21 protein-coding genes and 1 other RNA gene are annotated in these 16,589 nt (G+C 68.0%); 16 read left to right on the top strand and 6 right to left on the bottom strand.

Going from position 1 to position 16,589, the window contains the following annotated elements; translation table 11 throughout:
• Positions 1 to 5 precede the first annotated feature (5 nt).
• On the top strand, positions 6 to 1,265 hold the full coding sequence (locus tag ACW174_RS01890; RefSeq protein ID WP_492015999.1) for a S41 family peptidase: 1,260 nt from the start codon (positions 6 to 8) through the stop codon (positions 1,263 to 1,265).
• On the opposite strand, the gene purT is transcribed toward ACW174_RS01890, so the two are convergent.
• Genes purT through tkt form a run of 3 tightly spaced genes read right to left on the bottom strand, consistent with a single transcriptional unit; the run spans position 1,236 to position 4,782 of the window.
• Positions 1,236 to 2,429 carry a formate-dependent phosphoribosylglycinamide formyltransferase gene (purT, locus tag ACW174_RS01885; protein WP_492015998.1) on the bottom strand — a complete coding sequence of 398 codons (1,194 nt, stop codon included), beginning with the start codon at positions 2,427 to 2,429 and terminating at the stop codon, positions 1,236 to 1,238. The genes ACW174_RS01890 and purT overlap by 30 nt on opposite strands.
• A 4-nt stretch (positions 2,430 to 2,433) precedes the next feature.
• The gene (locus tag ACW174_RS01880; RefSeq protein WP_492015997.1) at positions 2,434 to 2,829 is read right to left on the bottom strand and encodes a VOC family protein; all 396 of its coding nucleotides are present in this window, start codon (positions 2,827 to 2,829) and stop codon (positions 2,434 to 2,436) included.
• A gap of 3 nt (positions 2,830 to 2,832) precedes the next feature.
• Positions 2,833 to 4,782, bottom strand: coding sequence for a transketolase (gene tkt, locus ACW174_RS01875; RefSeq protein WP_492017228.1), 1,950 nt, complete (start codon positions 4,780 to 4,782; stop codon positions 2,833 to 2,835).
• 142 nt (positions 4,783 to 4,924) lie between these two features.
• Here tkt and ACW174_RS01870 point away from each other — a divergent pair, with 142 nt between their 5' ends.
• From ACW174_RS01870 to ACW174_RS01810, 13 genes are all read left to right on the top strand, one after another.
• Positions 4,925 to 5,182, top strand: coding sequence for a hypothetical protein (locus tag ACW174_RS01870; RefSeq protein WP_492015996.1), 258 nt, complete (start codon positions 4,925 to 4,927; stop codon positions 5,180 to 5,182).
• Positions 5,182 to 5,496 (top strand): cell division protein ZapA, encoded by a 315-nt coding sequence (locus ACW174_RS01865; RefSeq protein WP_492015995.1) that lies wholly within the window; start codon positions 5,182 to 5,184, stop codon positions 5,494 to 5,496. The genes ACW174_RS01870 and ACW174_RS01865 overlap by 1 nt, the downstream gene beginning before the upstream one ends.
• 67 nt (positions 5,497 to 5,563) lie before the next feature.
• Positions 5,564 to 6,043: a MarR family winged helix-turn-helix transcriptional regulator gene (locus ACW174_RS01860; RefSeq protein ID WP_492015994.1), complete on the top strand. Its 480-nt coding sequence runs from the start codon at positions 5,564 to 5,566 to the stop codon at positions 6,041 to 6,043.
• Complete coding sequence (locus ACW174_RS01855) at positions 6,043 to 7,392, top strand: S41 family peptidase (RefSeq protein WP_492015993.1); 1,350 nt, start codon at positions 6,043 to 6,045, stop codon at positions 7,390 to 7,392. Before ACW174_RS01860 ends, ACW174_RS01855 begins: the two co-directional genes overlap by 1 nt.
• A 77-nt stretch (positions 7,393 to 7,469) precedes the next feature.
• On the top strand, positions 7,470 to 8,012 hold the full coding sequence (locus ACW174_RS01850) for a GbsR/MarR family transcriptional regulator (protein WP_492015992.1): 543 nt from the start codon (positions 7,470 to 7,472) through the stop codon (positions 8,010 to 8,012).
• A 22-nt stretch (positions 8,013 to 8,034) separates the two neighbouring features.
• Positions 8,035 to 8,700 (top strand): DUF4166 domain-containing protein, encoded by a 666-nt coding sequence (locus ACW174_RS01845; RefSeq protein ID WP_492015991.1) that lies wholly within the window; start codon positions 8,035 to 8,037, stop codon positions 8,698 to 8,700.
• A 242-nt stretch (positions 8,701 to 8,942) separates the two neighbouring features.
• Positions 8,943 to 9,105: non-coding RNA, 6S RNA (gene ssrS / locus ACW174_RS01840), on the top strand.
• 24 nt (positions 9,106 to 9,129) lie between these two features.
• Positions 9,130 to 9,354: a hypothetical protein gene (locus ACW174_RS01835; protein ID WP_492015990.1), complete on the top strand. Its 225-nt coding sequence runs from the start codon at positions 9,130 to 9,132 to the stop codon at positions 9,352 to 9,354.
• Entirely contained in the window at positions 9,354 to 9,911 is a 558-nt protein-coding gene (locus ACW174_RS01830) for a 5-formyltetrahydrofolate cyclo-ligase (RefSeq protein ID WP_492015989.1), read from the top strand. Before ACW174_RS01835 ends, ACW174_RS01830 begins: the two co-directional genes overlap by 1 nt.
• Before the next feature lie 2 nt (positions 9,912 to 9,913).
• The gene (locus tag ACW174_RS01825; protein ID WP_492015988.1) at positions 9,914 to 10,735 is read left to right on the top strand and encodes a TIGR00282 family metallophosphoesterase; all 822 of its coding nucleotides are present in this window, start codon (positions 9,914 to 9,916) and stop codon (positions 10,733 to 10,735) included.
• Positions 10,736 to 10,803: 68 nt separating this feature from the next.
• Positions 10,804 to 11,259 carry a MotA/TolQ/ExbB proton channel family protein gene (locus tag ACW174_RS01820; protein ID WP_492015987.1) on the top strand — a complete coding sequence of 152 codons (456 nt, stop codon included), beginning with the start codon at positions 10,804 to 10,806 and terminating at the stop codon, positions 11,257 to 11,259.
• Positions 11,208 to 11,582, top strand: coding sequence for a BlaI/MecI/CopY family transcriptional regulator (locus ACW174_RS01815; protein ID WP_492017227.1), 375 nt, complete (start codon positions 11,208 to 11,210; stop codon positions 11,580 to 11,582). The genes ACW174_RS01820 and ACW174_RS01815 overlap by 52 nt, the downstream gene beginning before the upstream one ends.
• 84 nt (positions 11,583 to 11,666) lie before the next feature.
• On the top strand, positions 11,667 to 12,506 hold the full coding sequence (locus ACW174_RS01810; RefSeq protein ID WP_492015986.1) for a DUF5694 domain-containing protein: 840 nt from the start codon (positions 11,667 to 11,669) through the stop codon (positions 12,504 to 12,506).
• A gap of 15 nt (positions 12,507 to 12,521) precedes the next feature.
• Here ACW174_RS01810 and ACW174_RS01805 read toward each other — a convergent pair whose 3' ends face one another.
• Positions 12,522 to 12,983 carry a hypothetical protein gene (locus ACW174_RS01805; RefSeq protein WP_492015985.1) on the bottom strand — a complete coding sequence of 154 codons (462 nt, stop codon included), beginning with the start codon at positions 12,981 to 12,983 and terminating at the stop codon, positions 12,522 to 12,524.
• Positions 12,983 to 15,193, bottom strand: a complete 2,211-nt coding sequence (gene purL / locus ACW174_RS01800) for a phosphoribosylformylglycinamidine synthase subunit PurL (RefSeq protein WP_492015984.1) — start codon at positions 15,191 to 15,193, stop codon at positions 12,983 to 12,985. The genes ACW174_RS01805 and purL overlap by 1 nt, the downstream gene beginning before the upstream one ends.
• Positions 15,194 to 15,298: 105 nt before the next feature.
• Between purL and ACW174_RS01795 the strand changes: the two genes are divergently transcribed.
• Both ACW174_RS01795 and ACW174_RS01790 read left to right on the top strand, forming a co-directional pair.
• The gene (locus tag ACW174_RS01795) at positions 15,299 to 15,451 is read left to right on the top strand and encodes a hypothetical protein (protein ID WP_492015983.1); all 153 of its coding nucleotides are present in this window, start codon (positions 15,299 to 15,301) and stop codon (positions 15,449 to 15,451) included.
• The gene (locus ACW174_RS01790; protein WP_492015982.1) at positions 15,451 to 15,657 is read left to right on the top strand and encodes a hypothetical protein; all 207 of its coding nucleotides are present in this window, start codon (positions 15,451 to 15,453) and stop codon (positions 15,655 to 15,657) included. Before ACW174_RS01795 ends, ACW174_RS01790 begins: the two co-directional genes overlap by 1 nt.
• Positions 15,658 to 15,717: 60 nt before the next feature.
• Here ACW174_RS01790 and ACW174_RS01785 read toward each other — a convergent pair whose 3' ends face one another.
• Positions 15,718 to 16,515 carry a TspO-related membrane protein gene (locus tag ACW174_RS01785; protein ID WP_492015981.1) on the bottom strand — a complete coding sequence of 266 codons (798 nt, stop codon included), beginning with the start codon at positions 16,513 to 16,515 and terminating at the stop codon, positions 15,718 to 15,720.
• Positions 16,516 to 16,589 lie beyond the last annotated feature (74 nt).

Raw genomic sequence — 16,589 nt, 5'->3', positions numbered from 1 at the left:
TCGGCATGAGCCGTTTCGTCCTTCGCGCCTTTATCCTCGCCGCCGCCCTGTCGCTGGCGGCGTGTGCGTCCATTCCCTACGAGAAGCTGAATGCGCCCCTGCCGCCGGCCGTGCAGGTTGCGGACGGTTCGCCGGAGCGCGTGGCGTTGAACGGCCGGGTCTGGGATGCATCGGTCGGCTATGCCCGGCGGCTGTTCTACAAGCGTGACTTCGGCGGCGTGCCCTTTCTGACCGAGGCCGCGGACCGTCGCGCCGCCGCCGTGGCCGAGCCCGACGAGGACGGCTTCTACGCGCGCCTGACCGACCTCCTCGAGCTTCTGGATGACGACCACACCCATGCCCTCAGCCCCGTTGAGCGCGAGATGGTCCAGGCGCGTGAACGGGGCGAGGCCCGGGCCGGATTCGGCTTCATGCTGACGGCGCGGGGCGACGACCGGTACGTCTCCATCGTCCGCCCCGGCACCCCCGCCGCAGAGGCGGGCATCCAGCCCGGATGGCGGATCGAGACGGTCAACGGACACCCCGTTTTGGTCGCCCCGCCTCCGGTTGTCGGTCGCACTGACCAACTGGTCTTCCGTGACGAGCACGACGTTCGGCACGCCCTCGATCTTACCGCCGTGCTGACCGAACCGCGCGCCCGGTTCGAGACCCGATCGCTGGACGCCGGGGTCGCCTACATCCGCTTCGATGACTTCGATCAGACACGCTACGACCTGTTCAAGGCGGAGATGGAGCGTTTGGGCGACACGCCCCCGTCGGGCCTGATCATCGACCTGCGCAGCAACGGCGGCGGTCGCCTCGATATCTCGGGCCGGGTCGCCAGCTGGTTTTTCGCTGACGAGCAGGACTACGCCCGCATCGAGGGACGCATCCTCGACACGCGCGTCACGATCAATCCGTCGAAACCTTCTTACGCCGGGCCGGTCGTCCTCCTGACCGGTCCCAGCTCAGCCAGCGCTGCCGAGCTGCTGGCGGGTGTGCTGCAGGAAAAAGGCAGGGCGGTTGTGATAGGCGGGCCGACACGCGGCGCGGTCACCGGCGTGCGCGCCATCAACCTGCCTGACGGCGGCCTGTTGCGCATCGGGATGATCGTCATGACCACGCCGAATGGTCGGTCGCTGGAAAAGGTCGGAGTCACGCCCGACGTGCCGGTCGCTGATGACTGGCTGGCCGTGCGGGAGGGACGGGATCTCCCGCTTGAGGCGGCCTTGGCTCACCTGCGCGAGCGCGCCGCCTCAGCCCGCGACGGGGCGGACCTTCCCTGAGATCTCGCGGGCGCGTTCGCGGGCCTGATCCGTGTCGACGCCCCGCGCCAGCGCCACGCCCATGCGGCGGCGCTCGAAACTCTCGGGCTTGCCGAACAGGCGCAGGTCGGCGGTCGGCACCGACAGGGCCTCGGCGACGCCCTCATAGGCGATGCCGACGGCGTCCATGCCGCCATAGATGACCGCGCTGGCGCCCGGCTCGCGCTGGCTGACATCCACCGGCAGGCCCAGGATGGCGCGGGCGTGCAGGGCGAACTCGCTCATCGTCTGGGTCGCCAGCGTCACCAGTCCGGTGTCGTGGGGGCGAGGGGACACTTCCGAGAACCAGACCTGGTCGCCCTTCACGAACAGCTCGACCCCGAACACGCCCAGCCCGCCCAAGGCGTCCGTCACCTTGCGGCCGATGTCCTGCGCCGAGGCCAGGGCGGCGTCGGTCATCGCCTGCGGCTGCCAGCTCTCGACATAGTCGCCCTTCACCTGACGGTGGCCGATGGGGGCGCAGAAGTCGGTGACGACCTTCCCGTCGCGCAAGGACCGCACGGTCAGCAGGGTGATCTCGAAATCGAATTCGATCCGGCCCTCGACGATCACCGTCGCCGTCTCGACCCGCCCGCCGGACTGGGCATAGGCCCAAGCGTTGCCCGCATCCTCGACGGCCTCGATCATCGACTGGCCCTTTCCGGACGAGGACATCACCGGCTTCACAAAGACCGGCAGGCCGATCTCGTGCGCGGCGGCGGCCAGTTCCGCCGCGGAAGTGGCGAAGGCGTAGGGGCTGGTCGGCAGGCCCAGTTCCTCGGCCGCCAGTCGCCGGATGCCCTCACGGTTCATGGTCAGCTGCGTCGCCCGCGCGGTCGGGATCACGGTCGCCAGCCCGGCTTCCTCGATGCGCGCCAGCACGTCCGTGGCGATGGCCTCGATCTCCGGCACGATGATGTGCGGCGCCTCGGCCATGATGACGCCGTTCAGCACCTGCGGATCGGTCATCGGGATGACGTGGCTGCGGTGCGCCACCTGCATGGCCGGCGCGTTGGGATAGCGGTCCACCGCGATCACCTCGGCGCCCAGCCGCTGCAACTCGATGGCCACCTCCTTGCCCAGCTCGCCAGAGCCGAGAAGCATCACGCGGATGGCGGAGTCGGAAAGCGGGGTGCCGATACGCATGGGGTCAGTCTCCGGTTCGGGACGGTTGGATCAGGTCCCAGGCGTTGCCGTACAGATCCTCGAACACCGCGACCGTCCCGTAGGGCTCATGTCGCGGCGCTTCACGGAAGGTCACGCCCGCCGCCGTCCAGGCCGCGTGATCGCGGGCGAAGTCGTCGGTCTCAAGGAACAGCCAGACCCGGCCGCCAGCCTGATCGCCGACGCGGGCGGCCTGCTCCGGCGTGGTCGCCCTGGCCAGCAACAGGGCGGTGTCTCCACCTTTCGGCGTCACCGTCACCCACCGCTTTCCGCCGCCCATGTCGAGGTCGCTGGTCAGCTCGAAGCCCAGCTTGCCGACATAGAAGGCGATCGCCTCGTCGTACTCACGAACCAGCAGGCTGACGGCGCCGAGGCGGCTCATGGATCAGAGCCGCGCCTTGACCGCCGCGACCACCGCCTCGGTGGTGATGCCGAACTTCTCGTACAGCACCTCCGCCGGGGCCGAGGCGCCGAAGCCGGTCATGCCGACGAAGGCGCCGTCCTCGCCGATGAAGCGCTCCCAGCCCTGCTGGATGGCGGCCTCGACAGCGACGCGAACCGTGCCGCGCCCGATGACCGAGGCCTGATAGGCGGCTTCCTGCTGGAAGAAGAGCTCGAAGCAGGGGACCGAGACCACGCGGGTCGGGATGTTGTTGGCTTCCAGACGATCAGCGGCTTCCAGAGCCAGCGGAACCTCGGTGCCGGTGGCGAACAGGGTGGCCTTGGCCTCGCCCTTGGCGGCGCGGAGCTCATAGGCGCCCCTCGCGGTCAGGTTTTCCGACGAGGCGGTAACGCGCACGGCGGCGGTCTTCTGGCGCGACAGGGCCATGGCCGACGGCTGGTCCTTGGTCTGCAGCGCGATCTTCCAGGCTTCCATCGTCTCGACCGTGTCGGCGGGGCGGAAGACCAGCAGGTTCGGAATGGCGCGCAGGGCGGCCAGATGCTCGACCGGCTGGTGGGTCGGGCCGTCCTCGCCAAGGCCGATGGAGTCGTGGGTCAGCACGTGCACCGCGCGCACGCCCATCAGGGCGCCGAGCCGGATCGCCGGGCGGCTGTAGTCCGAAAACACCATGAAGGTGCCGCCGTAGGGGATGACCCCGCCATGCAGGGCCAGACCGTTCATCGCCGCGGCCATGCCGAACTCGCGGATGCCGTAGTTGATGTAGCGGCCTTCATAGGTCGGGGCGTCGAGGATCGGCGTGTCCTTGACGAAGGTGTTGTTCGAGCCGGTCAGGTCGGCCGAGCCGCCGACCAGTTCGGGGATGGCCGCGAACAGCTCGTCCAGCGCTGCGCCCGACGACTGGCGGGTGGCCTGGGCCGGTTTGGTCTCGACCAGTTCGGCGATCTTGGCGTCCAGCTTGGCGAAGGCGCCGTCCGGCAGGTCGCCCTTCATGGCGCGGGTGAAGTCGGCGGCCTGTTTGGACTCGTTCAGGCGGGCCTCCCACGCCTTGCGGTCCTTGGCGCCGCGCCGGCCCACCTTGTGCCAGGCCGACAGGATGTTTTCCGGCATCTCGAACGGATCGTGATCCCAGGCCAGACCCAGCCGGGTGGCCGCGATCTCGGCCGCGCCCAGCGCCGCGCCGTGGGTCTTGTGGCTGCCTTCCATGGTGGCGGCGCCCTTGCCGATCTTCGTCTTGCACGCGATCAGCGTCGGCTTGTCCTGCTTGGAGGCCCAGGCCAGCACCGACTTGATGGCCTTCATGTCGTGGCCGTCGACCGCCTTTACGGCCCAGCCGGCGGCCTTGAAGCGCGCCTTCTGGTCGGTGGCGTCCGACAGGGACACCTTGCCGTCAATGGTGATCTCGTTGTCGTCCCACAGAACCGTCAGCTTGTTCAGCTTCAGACGCCCCGCCAGCGCGATGGCCTCCTGCGACACGCCCTCCATCAGGCAGCCGTCGCCGGCGATCACCCAGGTGCGGTGATCGACCAGATCGTCGCCGTACTTGGCGGCCAGATGACGTTCCGCCAGCGCGAAGCCCACCGAGGTGGCCAGACCCTGACCCAACGGGCCGGTGGTGACCTCGACGCCCGGCATATGGCCGTACTCGGGGTGACCCGCCGTCTTCGAGCCCCACTGACGGAAGTTCGAAAGCTCTTCCTTCGTCGCCGCCTTGTACCCGGTCAGGTGCAGGAGGGCGTAGATCAGCATCGAGCCGTGACCGGCAGACAGGATGAAGCGGTCGCGGTCGGCCCAGTCGGGACGGCTCGCGTCGAACTTCATAAACTTCGAGAACAGGACCGTCGCCACGTCCGCCATGCCCATCGGCATGCCCGGGTGACCACTCTTCGCCTTTTCAACGCCATCCATGGCCAGTACGCGGATCGCGTCCGCCATCTGCTTCGGGGTGGCTTTCGCGGATACGGCTTTGGCGTCGGTCACTGTGGAGACCTTTCGTCGGAAGGCGGAAAAAGGGAGGCGCGCCGCTTTACCCCGACGCGCGCGCGGGTTCTATACGGATTCTGGAGGTTCTGACCGGATGGATGCTGCAACGGCCGCAAAGGATCGTGTCGACAGGGCGCTGGCCCTGCTCGAGCGTCGCTTACTCGATCTGAAAAGCCGCGCCGCGGGCAGCAGCCGCGTGCCTGAGGACGACCTGTTCGCGCCCCAGCCCTCCAGTGAGACCGACCGTGCCCGCATTCATGAGCTTGAAGCCGCCGGGCGCGACGCCGCCGAAACGCTCGCGCGCGCCGCAGACGCGATCCGCCAGACCCTCTCCGAGCAGGAGGGGCGCTGATGGCGACGGTGACGGTGGAGATCAACGGTCGCCCCTATGCCGTCGGCTGTGCTGACGGACAGGAAGATCGCGTTCGCGCCCTCGCGGGGCAGTTTGACGGCCATGTCCGGCAGGTGGCCGGAGAGGTCGGCCATGTTGGCGACCTGCGGCTGTTTCTGATGGCGGGGCTGCTGCTGGCCGATGAGCTGCATGAGGCCCGCACCAATGGCGCCGCCGGCGCGCCGGTGGCGGAGCCTGTCGCCAGCACCGACGGCGTGGCCGAGGCGCTGAACGCGGTCGCCGCCCGGCTGGAGAAAATCGCCCAAGGATTGTGACCTCAGACGGGCCAACCTGTCTTCGTTGTCATTTGCACGAATGTAACAGCGCTTATACAACGCGCTTATGGCCTACTCCCAACGCACCCACGGCGTGCTGCTCCGCCGCCTGATTGATCATCTCGACGGCGCCGTCGAGCAATCCTACGTCGATGCCGGGCTGGATTACCGGCCCCGTTTTACCCCGATCCTGCGCGCCCTGCTGAACCATGGCCCGGCCAGCCTGCGGGCGTTGTCCGCGCGCACCGGCGTCACTCACTCGGCGGTCAGCCAGACCGTCAGCCAGATGGCTTCGCGAGACTGGGTGTCGCTTGAGCCGGGCGCCGACGCTCGCGAACGCATTGTAACCCTCACGCCCTTCGCGCTGGAGGCGTTGCCGCGTCTGGAGCGCTGCTGGGCCGCGACCACCGCCGCCTCAGCCGATCTTGAGGCGGAAATTGGCCAGCCCCTCGCCGAGGTTTTGAGCCACGCGCTCGATGCCCTGGATCGCCGACCTTTCCATGACCGCCTCGTTGCGGCCGCCGCCGCTCTGCCGGGAAACGACTAATGAACCGTCTTCGCCTCGCCCTGTCCGTTTGCGCCCTGACGCTCGGAGCCGTCACGCCCGTGCGGGCTCAACAGGCCCAGCCTGTCGCCGTGGCCCGAACCGCCGCCGTCCCCCTGACCGCGGAACATCGCGCCGCCGCCGTCGCCGCGATCATCGCCGCCGTCGAGGCCCGCTATGTCTTCCCCGAGCGCGTTCCGGCCATCCGTGGTCGTCTGGATGAGGTGCTGTCTTCCGGCCGTTACGACACGGTTGATGCGGGCGTTTTCGCCGAACGGGTCAGCGCGGACCTTCGCGCCGCCAGCGGCGACGGCCACATGTACCTGAACAACGCTCCGGCTGAATATGCCGCCGCCGTTACGTCCGAGGGCGACGTTTTCGACAATCCGGAGCTTCGGGCCATCTGGGCCGACGCCGCTCGACGCGCGAACAGCGGGCTTGGCGAGATGCGCATCCTGCCGGGCAACATCCGATACCTGCGGATCACCCAGTTCCACTGGGTCGCCGATCGCACGGGCCAGGCCTATGACGACGCCATGCGCTTCCTGCGGGACGGCGACGCCGTGATCATCGACCTGCGCGGCAACGGCGGCGGCGATCATGCTGCGGTTCGCTACCTGCTCAGTCACTTCATGAAGCCGGATCAGCTGGACATCACCTTCCTGGAAGCCGGCAAGGAACCCATCCAGTCGCGCACCCTCGACCACCTCCCGGCCGGGCGTCTGACCGGGAAGCCGCTCTATGTCCTGATCAGCCCCCAAGTCGGCTCGGCCGCGGAGGCTTTCGCCTATGATGTCCAGCAGTTCCATCTGGGAACCTTGGTCGGCGGAACGACGGCCGGCGCGGCCAACAACAACACCTTTGTTCCCATCGCTCCGGGTTTCATGCTCAGCGTCTCCTACGGTCGACCGGTCCATCCCGTCTCCGGGACCAACTGGGAGTCCGTGGGCGTCGCCCCCGACGTGGCTGTCGATCCGGCGACCGCGATGGACACCGCCACAGAGCTGGCCCTGACCGGGCTGCTGCAAGGCGCGAGCCTTGATCCTACGGACCGGGCGGGTTGGGAATGGGCCCGGGCAGGTGTCGAGGCCCGCATGCATCCGGCGACGGTCCCGACCGATCGCCTTCGCCGTTGGGCCGGCGGCTACGGCATCCGCACCATCCTGTTCGAAGAGGGCGGTCTCGTCTGGCGCCGCGCCAACGGTCAGAAGGTGAAGCTCAGGGCCATGACCTCCGACGGCCTGTTCGCCGCCGAGGGCTATGACGAGCGGCTTCGGTTCCGCTTCACCGCGGACGCGTTGGAGATGCACTGGGTGGACGAACCCGCCCCGACCCGCTTCCCCCGCGACTGACCGCCCGCACAGGCCCAAGCGCCGGACCAACCCGTTCGGCGCTTGACTCTCCATCCGTACTGTCTGATATTTCTGTTATGACAGAAATAACGAAACTTCCCGGCTCTATAGAACGCTTTGTCCTGCACTGGGGCGAGATGGGCGGCTTTTGGGGCGTGAACCGTTCGGTCGCCCAGATCCACGCCTTCCTGATGACCGCCGAGAAGCCGATGACCGCCGAGGACATCGCGCTGTCGCTCGAGATGGCGCGCTCCAACGTCTCCAACTCTCTCAAGGAGCTGCAGAACTGGAACCTGGTCCGCCGGGTGCCGGTCCGCGGCGACCGCCGCGATCATTTCGAGGCCGAGGTCGATGTCTGGGAGGTCGCCTCCCGCATCGCCGCCGGGCGCAAGGCCAAGGAGATCGATCCGGCGCTGGCGACGCTGCGCGCCTGCGTGGCCGAAGCCGAGGCCGATCCCGCGGTCCATCCGGTCGCCCTGAAGCGGCTCAGGGAAATGCTGGAGTTCACCGAGACAATCGACCGCTGGTACGGGCAGATCACCACGGTGGCCCGGCCCAAGCTGATGGCGCTGCTGAAGCTGGGCGCGCGCATCGCCGCCCTTGTTCCCGGCGGCAAGTAACAGGCACAAGGGGGAGGGGACCATGCAGGCCGCCGTCGCGATCCGGACCGAAGCGCTTCCGCTGCAGGGCGAGCTGGTGGACCTTCGCTTTCGCGCCCTGCTTCCGGCCGGGGACTGGGCCGCGCTCCCCCCGGCGGTTCGCCGTCGTTTCTCCAAGCGGATGAAGGGGGGCGCCACCGTCGTCTACCGGGGCGAGGTCACGGCGGTCCGGGCGCATCCGATGGGACGGCTGCTGGCCTATGCCACCCGCCTGATCGGCGCCCCCCTGCCGTTGGTCTTCCATCCCGGCGTCAGCGTCGTCACCGTGACCGAGGACGCCGTCGGTCAGGGGCAGGTCTGGAGCCGCATGTATGTGCGCAGGGACGGCTTCCCGCAGGTGATCCACAGCGCCAAACGCTTCGCCGGCCCCACGGGTCTGGAGGAACACGTCGGCGCCGGCTTCGGCATGGCCCTGACCGTTGCGGCCGAGGACGGAGCCCTGGTCTTCCGCAGCGCCTTCTACTTCCTCGACCTGGGTCGTCTCCGGCTGCGCTTGCCGCGCTGGGCGGAGCCCGGGACCCTGACCATCACTCACCGCGATCTGGGGCAGGACCGCTTCACCTTCACCCTGGCGCTGGACCACCCGTGGCTGGGTCGTCTGCTGGGCCAGGACGCGACCTTCCGGGATTCCCCCGCTGATGAGGCCTGACATGACGGACCTGCTTCGGGCCTGTCCCGGCGCTCCGGATCGACATGTGCGCCTTCGACCTCCCGCCGATCGACCTATCCGGCGTCCGGCGCGGAAGCTGTCCCTCAAGTTCGAACCGCGCCTGCAAGCGACCCAAAGTCCGAATCCGGGGATCCACGACGCTGGCCGCGCGATTGTGGGCGCCCGAAAGCGTGACGCCACTGGCGCGAAAGGGCGCGAGCGACTATCTTTCCCGACGGCGGGTCATGCTGTGGCTCACGTCGAAGGCAACATATCCTCGCGGCCTTAATTCACTCGAAGGGATCTGCCCCTGTTCGACCTCGTGGGGTTGAGCACGCGGAGCCCACCTGGCTACCCAGGCTCGAGAGGATTCAAACCGTCCTTCACGGCTCTTACGGCGCCGCCACCCTTTCCCTTCAGGAGCTGACGATGAAGCGCGGCTGGTTCGGACCCAAGGCGTTCGGCTGGGGCGCATCTCCGGCGACCTGGGAAGGCTGGCTGGCTACCGCAGTGTTCGTTCTGGCCATGGGCGCCACCGCGTGGGTCCAGCCCGGCGACGGCGCTGCGGCCTGGATCGCGCGCGGCGTGGTCCTTGCGGCCTATCTCGGCGTAATCGCCCTCACCTATCGTTCGGACGCGCGGACCTCCCTCTGATGGTGCTGAACAAGGTCGCCCTGCGCGCCGAGGCCCGCGCGCGCCGCAAGCGGCTGGCCGGGATCGACCCTGAGGCCGCCGGGCGCGCCGCCTCTCATGCCGACGCCCTGCCGGCCGCAGAGCTCATCGCCGTCTACCGCGCTGTCGGTTCGGAACTGAACATGGACGCCCTGTCTCTGACCCTGATCGATCAGGGCCGCAGCCTGTGCCTGCCGGTGGTGATCCAGCCCGACGCCGCGATGATCTTCCGCCGCTGGGCGCCGGGCGAACCGCTCGAGCCTGATCAGGCCGGTGTGCCCGCGCCTCTCCCGCTGGCGGAGACCGTCATCCCCGATCTGATCCTCACGCCTCTGCTGGCCTTCGATGATGCCGGCGGGCGACTGGGGCAGGGCGGCGGCTACTATGACCGCACCTTCGCGGCTTTGCCCGACGCGATCCGCATCGGCTTCGCCTACGCCGGACAACAGGTCGAGAGCCTGCCGGTCGAGGGGCACGATATCCGCCTGCATGGCGTTCTGACCGAGGTCGGCTATACCGCCGCCCGAAAGGTATTCTGAATATGCGTCTCGCGTTCTTTGGCGATGTGGTCGGCAAGTCCGGCCGCGACGGCCTCTCCGACCACCTGCCCGCCCTGAAGCGCGACCTGAAGCTCGACTTCGTGGTGGTCAATGCCGAGAACGCCGCGGGCGGTTTCGGCATCACCGAGCACACCGCCAATGAGCTGTTCATGGCCGGCGCTGACTGTCTGACGCTGGGCAACCACAGTTGGGACCAGCGCGAGGCCCTGACCTATATCGTGCGCGAGCCCCGCCTTATCCGTCCGCTCAACTATCCGCGCCTGATGGACGCCCCCGGCGCGGGCGCCAATCTGTTCGAGACCCATTCCGGCAAGACCGTGCTGGTCATGAACGCGCTGGGCCGCATCCACATGGACGCCGTCGATGATCCGTTCGGCGCGGTGGAGAAGGAACTGGCCGCCTGCCCGCTGGGCATGGCCGCCGACGCCATCATCGTCGACATGCATTGCGAGGCGACCAGCGAGAAGATGGCCATGGGTCACTTCTGTGACGGCCGCGCCAGCCTGGTGGTCGGCACCCACACCCACGTCCCGACCGCGGACTGCCAGATCATGCCCGGCGGCACCGCCTACCAGACCGACGCCGGCGGCTGTTGCGACTATGACTCCGTTATCGGCAACGAGAAGGAAGAGCCCCTGCGGCGTTTCACCACCCGACTTTCCGGCGGGCGGTACAGCCCGGCCCACGGTCCGGCGACCATCTGCGGCGTCTATGTCGAGACCGACGACAAGACCGGCCTCGCCACCCGCGTCGAGCCGATCCGCGTCGGCGGGCGGCTGAGCCAGGCGATCCCGGTCGTTTGACCAGGGATTGACGAAGAAGTTTACATGCGTAATCTGGACGGATTACAAACGTAATCCGAAAGGGCGTCATGTCGGTTCATCGCTTCATCACCATCGGCGCCGTGGCGTCGCTCATCCCCGGCATCGCGCTCGCGCAGACCCGGATCACGCCGGCGGTGGTCTTCGCCGACGCCGCCCCGCCGATGAAATTGATCATGGCGTTGCTGCTTGTCGCCGCGCTCGCCGCCATCGTTGTCACGGTGCTCAAGGTCCTGTCCGGGCCGCGTCTCACCGGCGGGTCGGCCTATCTGCAGGCCCTGAGACTGGGCGGGCCTTTGATTGGCCTGCTCGGCGCGGCCTACAACGGACTGATGATCAACATCGGGATCGCCAACAGCGCCAATCCGCCGCCCTACGCTGTTCTGGCTCCCGGCGTGGCCGAGGCGGCCTTCATCTTCGTGCTGGGCCTGATCGCCGGCGTGGTCGCGGTGATCTGCAACTGGGTCGTCGAGGCGCGCATCGACCGCGCGGTGCTGCGGTCCTGACCCGCATCGCCGTCACCGAAGCGGAGAGCGCCGTTCTCGCCGCCCTGTGGCGCAGCGGGCCCCTGTCCGCCGCCTCGCTGATGGACGAGGTGAAGTCCCGCCAACCGTGGGGCGACGCCACCATCAAGACCCTTCTGCATCGCCTGATGCAGAAGGGCGCGGTCCGGTCCGAAAAGGAAGATGGTCGCCAGCGTTACCACGCCGTTCTCGCCCGCGATGTATGGCTGGACGACGAGGTCGGGGCTCTGGTCGACCGTATGTTCGACGGCGATTTCGAGGCCTTGGTCGCCCATGCGAGGCGGACGCGCCCGGACAAGGACTGAACCTGTCGAAGACTTAACCCGCCCCGGCGCATCCGTGCGCTACAGCCATCGCCTCATAGGGGCGAAGCCTCCGGGGAGATCATCATGCTCAGAGTCATCGCGGCCTTCGCCGCTCTTGTCCTGCCGACCGCCGCGGTCGCCCAGACCGCCGCGACCGCGCCCGCGCCGATCGAGGTGATGATCCTGGGCAGCTATCACATGGATAATCCGGGCAACGACGTTCACAACGCCCGCATCGATCCGGTGACGACGCCCGAGAAGCAGGCCCAGCTTCAGGTCGTGGCGCGCGCGCTGGCCCGGTTCAACCCGACCGCCATCGGCATTGAACGGGTCGCCGATGACCCGGCCACGCTGCGCGATCAGGCCTGGCCCGGCTTCACCCCGGCGGATCTCCTCACCAATCCGGATGAGCGGTTCCAGATCGGCTATCGCCTGGCGCACACTCTGGGTCTCCAGCGCGTCTACGCGATCGACGAACAGGACCGCGAAGGCCAGCCGTCCTACTTCCCGTTCGGCGAGGTGATGCAGTGGGTCGAGGCCAACGGAAAACAGGCGCAGTTCGCCGAACTGAACAGCCGCATGGCGACCGTGTCGGCCGAGATGGAACGCCGTCAGTCCAGCGGTACGGTGACCGAACTTCTGGCTTGGATGAACACGCCGGAGTACGTCGCCCTCGGCCAGGGCGTCTATGCGGGGCTGATGGCCTTCGGCGACGGCGCGGAGCAGCCCGGACCCTACCTCAACGGCCGCTGGTACACCCGCAACGGGATCATATTCGCCAATCTGATGAAGGTGGCGCGGCCGGGCGACCGGATCGTGGTCATCTACGGTGCGGGGCACGGCTACTGGCTGCGCCAGTTGGTCAGCACGACGCCGGGCTACACCCTGGTCGAGCCGAACGACTACCTCCTGGCGACGGACTGATCCGCCGGACGGAACTCAGGGCGTGGTCGGGTAGGTCGAGGCCCGACTGCGTCCATCGCGGTGACGGACCGAGGTCGGTGCGCGGGTGCTGGTCTGCGGAATCTGGGCGGCGATGGCGCCGTAAATCCGGTTGGCCGTGACCTCGTCCTTCGTCCGCACGCACAGGGTGCTCTCGCCTTCGCGGCCCCAGGGCGTTTCCTCGGCGTCGAGAACGCCCGGATTGTTCCGGGTCAGGGCGCGTGCGGCGTCGCGCAGGTCAGTGTCGGGGCCGCCGGCGTAGCTTCCGAAGGTGACCTCGATATCGCAGACGGCTGCGGCGGCGGCCGTGGTCGCCGGTTCAACGCTCGCCGTCTCCCGCGTTACCGCGGAATGGTTTGCCGCCGCCGTCTCGCGCAGGGCCTGCTCCACCGGATCCCCGCCGCCCTCGCAGGCGGAAAGCGTCATCAGAGCCGTCAGACCGAGAGCGACCGCGCGCATCAGCCGTTCATCCAGGTGGGCATCCAACTTTCGTGCATCTCGCGCAGGTGGGCCAGCGGCAGGCGGAACAACTCGCCCTTCGGACCGGCCGAGGCGAAGTCAGCGCCCTTGGCGACACCCACGACCGAGGCGTGCAGTCCGGCTTCGTGGGCTTTGGCGATCAGGGCGTTGGCGTCGGTGACGGCCACCAGATAGCGGGCCTGATCCTCGCCGAACAGGAAGGGATGGGCGTGGGCGGCCGAGCTGGCGTCCAGTTCGACCCCGATGTCCGATGCCAGGGCGATGTCCGCCGCCGCGCCGACCAGACCACCGTCCGACAAATCGTGCACGACCGTCAGTTCGCCACCCTCGATCAGACCGCGCACGAAGTCGCCGGTCTTGCGCTCCAGCTTCAGGTCGACCGGCGGCGGGGCGCCATCCTCGCGGCCCAGCACCTCACGCAGATAGATGGACGACCCCAGCTCGCCGCTCGTCTCGCCGATCAGCACCAGCACGTCGCCTTCGACCGCACCGCCGAAGCCGGTGACGACGTCGTAGTTGGGCAACAGGCCAACCGCGCCGACCGTCGGGGTCGGCGGAATGGCGACGCCGTTGGTCTCGTTGTACAGGCTGACGTTGCCGCTCACGACGGGGAAGTCCAGTTCGCGGCAGGCCTCGGCCATGCCGTCGATGGCCCGCACGATCTGGCCCATGATCTCGGGCCGTTGCGGATTGCCGAAGTTGAGGTTGTCGGTGATGGCGATCGGGCGGCTGCCGACAGCGGTCAGGTTGCGCCAGGCCTCGGCCACGCACTGCTTGCCGCCCTCGTAGGGGTCGGCCTGCACATAGCGGGGGGTGCAGTCGCTGGTGACGGCCAGCCCCTTGTCCGTGCCATGCACCCGAACCACGCCCGCATCGGCGCCGGTGGACGAGTCCTGCAGGGTGTCGGCCATCACGTGGCGGTCGTACTGCTCCCAGATCCAGCGCTTGGACGCCATATCCGGGCAGGTCAGCACGTTCAGCACCGCGTCGGTCCAGTTTTCCGGCGCCGGCACGTCCTTCGGATCGAGGCGCGGCTGCAGCTCCGGCTGAACCCACGGACGGTCGTACAGGGGTGCGTCGTCGAACAGCGGGGCCAGCGGCACGTCGCAGACCAGCTCGCCATGATGACGCAGCACCAGACGGCCGGTGTCAGTGGTCACGCCGATGACGGCGGCGTCGAGGCCCCATTTTTCGAAGATGCGATGGCCGTCGGCTTCACGGCCCGGCTTCAGGACGGCCAGCATCCGCTCCTGGCTCTCCGACAGCATCATCTCATAGGCCGACATGCCCTCTTCGCGCTGGGGCACGGCGTCCATGTTCAGCTCGATGCCGACGCCGCCCTTGCCGGCCATTTCGACCGAGGACGAGGTCAGGCCGGCGGCGCCCATGTCCTGAATGGCGGCGACCGCGCCCGAGGCCATCAGCTCCAGCGTCGCCTCGATCAGCAATTTTTCGGCGAAGGGATCGCCGACCTGCACGGTCGGGCGCTTCGACTCGGACTCGTCATCGAACTCCGCCGACGACATGGTCGCGCCGTGGATGCCGTCGCGCCCGGTCTTCGATCCGAAATAGACCACCGACAGGCCCGCCGACGGCGCTGCCGAGTAGAAGATGGCGTCCGACTTCGCCAGACCCACGCACATGGCGTTGACCAGGATGTTGCCGTTGTAACCGGCGTGGAAATTCGTCTCGCCCGCCACCGTCGGCACACCGACGCAATTGCCATAGCCGCCGATGCCAGAGACCACGCCCGCGACAAGACGCTTGGTCTTCTCGTGTCCGACGTCCCCGAAGCGCAGGGCGTTCAGCAGGGCCACCGGGCGCGCGCCCATGGTAAAGACGTCGCGCATGATGCCGCCCACGCCCGTCGCCGCGCCCTGATAGGGCTCGATGTAGGACGGATGGTTGTGGCTCTCCATCTTGAAGATGCAGGCGTCGCCGTCATCGATGTCGATGACCCCGGCGTTCTCGCCCGGCCCGCAAATGACCCGCGGTCCCTTGGTCGGGAACTTGCCCAGATGGATCTTCGACGACTTGTACGAGCAGTGCTCGGACCACATCACCGAGAAGACGCCCAGTTCGACGTGGTTGGGCTCGCGGCCCAGCCGGTCGAGGACGACCTGATATTCGTTCGGAGCCAGGCCGTATTCGGCGGCCAGCTCGGCCATGGTCTTTTCAGGAGCGCTCATGGCCCGGCCTTCTAGCGATAGAAGGCGCTTCTGTCAGCCTCGCTGCGCGGAACATCGGCTCGGCGCGCTCATTGAATCGGGGAACGTCGACAGAAGGATACTCCCATGCCCGACCAGCCCATCGATCCGGCCGCCACGCCGGAAGACCCGAACGCCCCGACCATCGCCGCTGATGACGCCGGAGCCAGCGCCCTCGCCGAACGCGCGGCTCGCGAGGCCGCCAATGATCATGGCGACGATGATGATGGAGAGGATTGATGCACAGTCGCGACGATATCACCCCTGACCATCAGCAGATGGACCTCTCCAACGATCCTGAAGAGGCTGCCCGGCTCAAGGCTCAAGCGCCGGAACTGGCGATGAAAAGCCGTCGCCAACGCCTGACCGGCTCGGCGACGGGGATCGGCAGCGTCGGGTTCGACGAATCGGGCGCCTTCGATGTCGGGGCGGGCGAAGAGCCCTAGAGCCCTGACCGGCATTGATGGATGACGTCGGGATCCATCAATGCCGTGGCTGAGCCCATTCTAGTTCGCCCGGTCCACCGGCGCCTTGAGCCGGAACGACAGGATCACCGCGCCGACCAGCACCAGTCCCGATGCCGCCACCGCGCCGACCGCCAGCACGCCGTTACGCTCCTGCTCGGCCACGAATACGGCCAGAAGGCCCCATGCGATCGGCAGGGCGAAGGCCGGGGTCCGCAGCGCCCAGGTCACCGCCAGCGCCTTGCCGGCCACCAGCGCGACGGCCACCAGCGCCCAGACCGTCGGAGATACGATCGTTGGCAGGTCGCCATTGCCGGTCAGGACCGTCAGCAGGTTCACCGGCGCGGCAATCCCCAGCCAGCCCGCCAGCAGGGCGAGGGGCCACACCACCATCCAGCGCTCTCGCGAAGCCCGGGGCAGGGCGCGGATCGTCCGGGCGTTCAACAGCAGCGGGACCAGCAGCACCAGCAGCGAGCCGAAGATCAGCACAATGGTGCCGAGTTCCCAGTCCAGAGCCGCCGCCACGATCCACAGTCCGATGCCGAGGAAGGCCAGCGCCGAAGGCCAGCCCAATCTGTTCAGCAGTTCACTCTCGCCCGTCGCCGGCAGAACCTGACGCACGGCGTAAATCAGCAGACCCAGATAGATCAGGCCCCAGATGGCGAAGGCGTAGCCTGCCACCCTCAGGGTCGCGTCACTGTCGGCGGCGAATTCCGCCGCCGTCTGGCCGATCCCCAGCCCCATCTGGACCTGGGCGATGATGACGGCGAAGACCGCAGAGACCAGAACGATCAGCCGCCGCGTCATCTGCGCGGAGGTAGGGCGGACAATGGATGACATGGAGGCTCCTGCGGGAAGATACGCCACTCCTACGTCGGTGGAGCGGTTCTGGTTCATCGGAACCGCTCAGCTCG

The sequence above is a fragment of the Brevundimonas sp. AVps31 genome (assembly GCF_058681355.1).
Note: the sequence above shows the minus strand (reverse complement) of the source record. Positions and strands in the feature narration are given on the sequence as shown.

What these genes read in the sequence shown, in the direction of transcription:
- ACW174_RS01890 (WP_492015999.1), top strand. Translation starts at nt 6, where the DNA reads ATGAGCCGTTTCGTCCTTCGCGCCTTTATCCTCGCCGCCGCCCTGTCG.
- purT (WP_492015998.1), bottom strand. Translation starts at nt 2,429, where the DNA reads ATGCGTATCGGCACCCCGCTTTCCGACTCCGCCATCCGCGTGATGCTT.
- ACW174_RS01880 (WP_492015997.1), bottom strand. Translation starts at nt 2,829, where the DNA reads ATGAGCCGCCTCGGCGCCGTCAGCCTGCTGGTTCGTGAGTACGACGAG.
- tkt (WP_492017228.1), bottom strand. Translation starts at nt 4,782, where the DNA reads ATGGCGGACGCGATCCGCGTACTGGCCATGGATGGCGTTGAAAAGGCG.
- ACW174_RS01870 (WP_492015996.1), top strand. Translation starts at nt 4,925, where the DNA reads ATGGATGCTGCAACGGCCGCAAAGGATCGTGTCGACAGGGCGCTGGCC.
- ACW174_RS01865 (WP_492015995.1), top strand. Translation starts at nt 5,182, where the DNA reads ATGGCGACGGTGACGGTGGAGATCAACGGTCGCCCCTATGCCGTCGGC.
- ACW174_RS01860 (WP_492015994.1), top strand. Translation starts at nt 5,564, where the DNA reads ATGGCCTACTCCCAACGCACCCACGGCGTGCTGCTCCGCCGCCTGATT.
- ACW174_RS01855 (WP_492015993.1), top strand. Translation starts at nt 6,043, where the DNA reads ATGAACCGTCTTCGCCTCGCCCTGTCCGTTTGCGCCCTGACGCTCGGA.
- ACW174_RS01850 (WP_492015992.1), top strand. Translation starts at nt 7,470, where the DNA reads ATGACAGAAATAACGAAACTTCCCGGCTCTATAGAACGCTTTGTCCTG.
- ACW174_RS01845 (WP_492015991.1), top strand. Translation starts at nt 8,035, where the DNA reads ATGCAGGCCGCCGTCGCGATCCGGACCGAAGCGCTTCCGCTGCAGGGC.
- ACW174_RS01835 (WP_492015990.1), top strand. Translation starts at nt 9,130, where the DNA reads ATGAAGCGCGGCTGGTTCGGACCCAAGGCGTTCGGCTGGGGCGCATCT.
- ACW174_RS01830 (WP_492015989.1), top strand. Translation starts at nt 9,354, where the DNA reads ATGGTGCTGAACAAGGTCGCCCTGCGCGCCGAGGCCCGCGCGCGCCGC.
- ACW174_RS01825 (WP_492015988.1), top strand. Translation starts at nt 9,914, where the DNA reads ATGCGTCTCGCGTTCTTTGGCGATGTGGTCGGCAAGTCCGGCCGCGAC.
- ACW174_RS01820 (WP_492015987.1), top strand. Translation starts at nt 10,804, where the DNA reads ATGTCGGTTCATCGCTTCATCACCATCGGCGCCGTGGCGTCGCTCATC.
- ACW174_RS01810 (WP_492015986.1), top strand. Translation starts at nt 11,667, where the DNA reads ATGCTCAGAGTCATCGCGGCCTTCGCCGCTCTTGTCCTGCCGACCGCC.
- ACW174_RS01805 (WP_492015985.1), bottom strand. Translation starts at nt 12,983, where the DNA reads ATGCGCGCGGTCGCTCTCGGTCTGACGGCTCTGATGACGCTTTCCGCC.
- purL (WP_492015984.1), bottom strand. Translation starts at nt 15,193, where the DNA reads ATGAGCGCTCCTGAAAAGACCATGGCCGAGCTGGCCGCCGAATACGGC.
- ACW174_RS01795 (WP_492015983.1), top strand. Translation starts at nt 15,299, where the DNA reads ATGCCCGACCAGCCCATCGATCCGGCCGCCACGCCGGAAGACCCGAAC.
- ACW174_RS01790 (WP_492015982.1), top strand. Translation starts at nt 15,451, where the DNA reads ATGCACAGTCGCGACGATATCACCCCTGACCATCAGCAGATGGACCTC.
- ACW174_RS01785 (WP_492015981.1), bottom strand. Translation starts at nt 16,515, where the DNA reads ATGTCATCCATTGTCCGCCCTACCTCCGCGCAGATGACGCGGCGGCTG.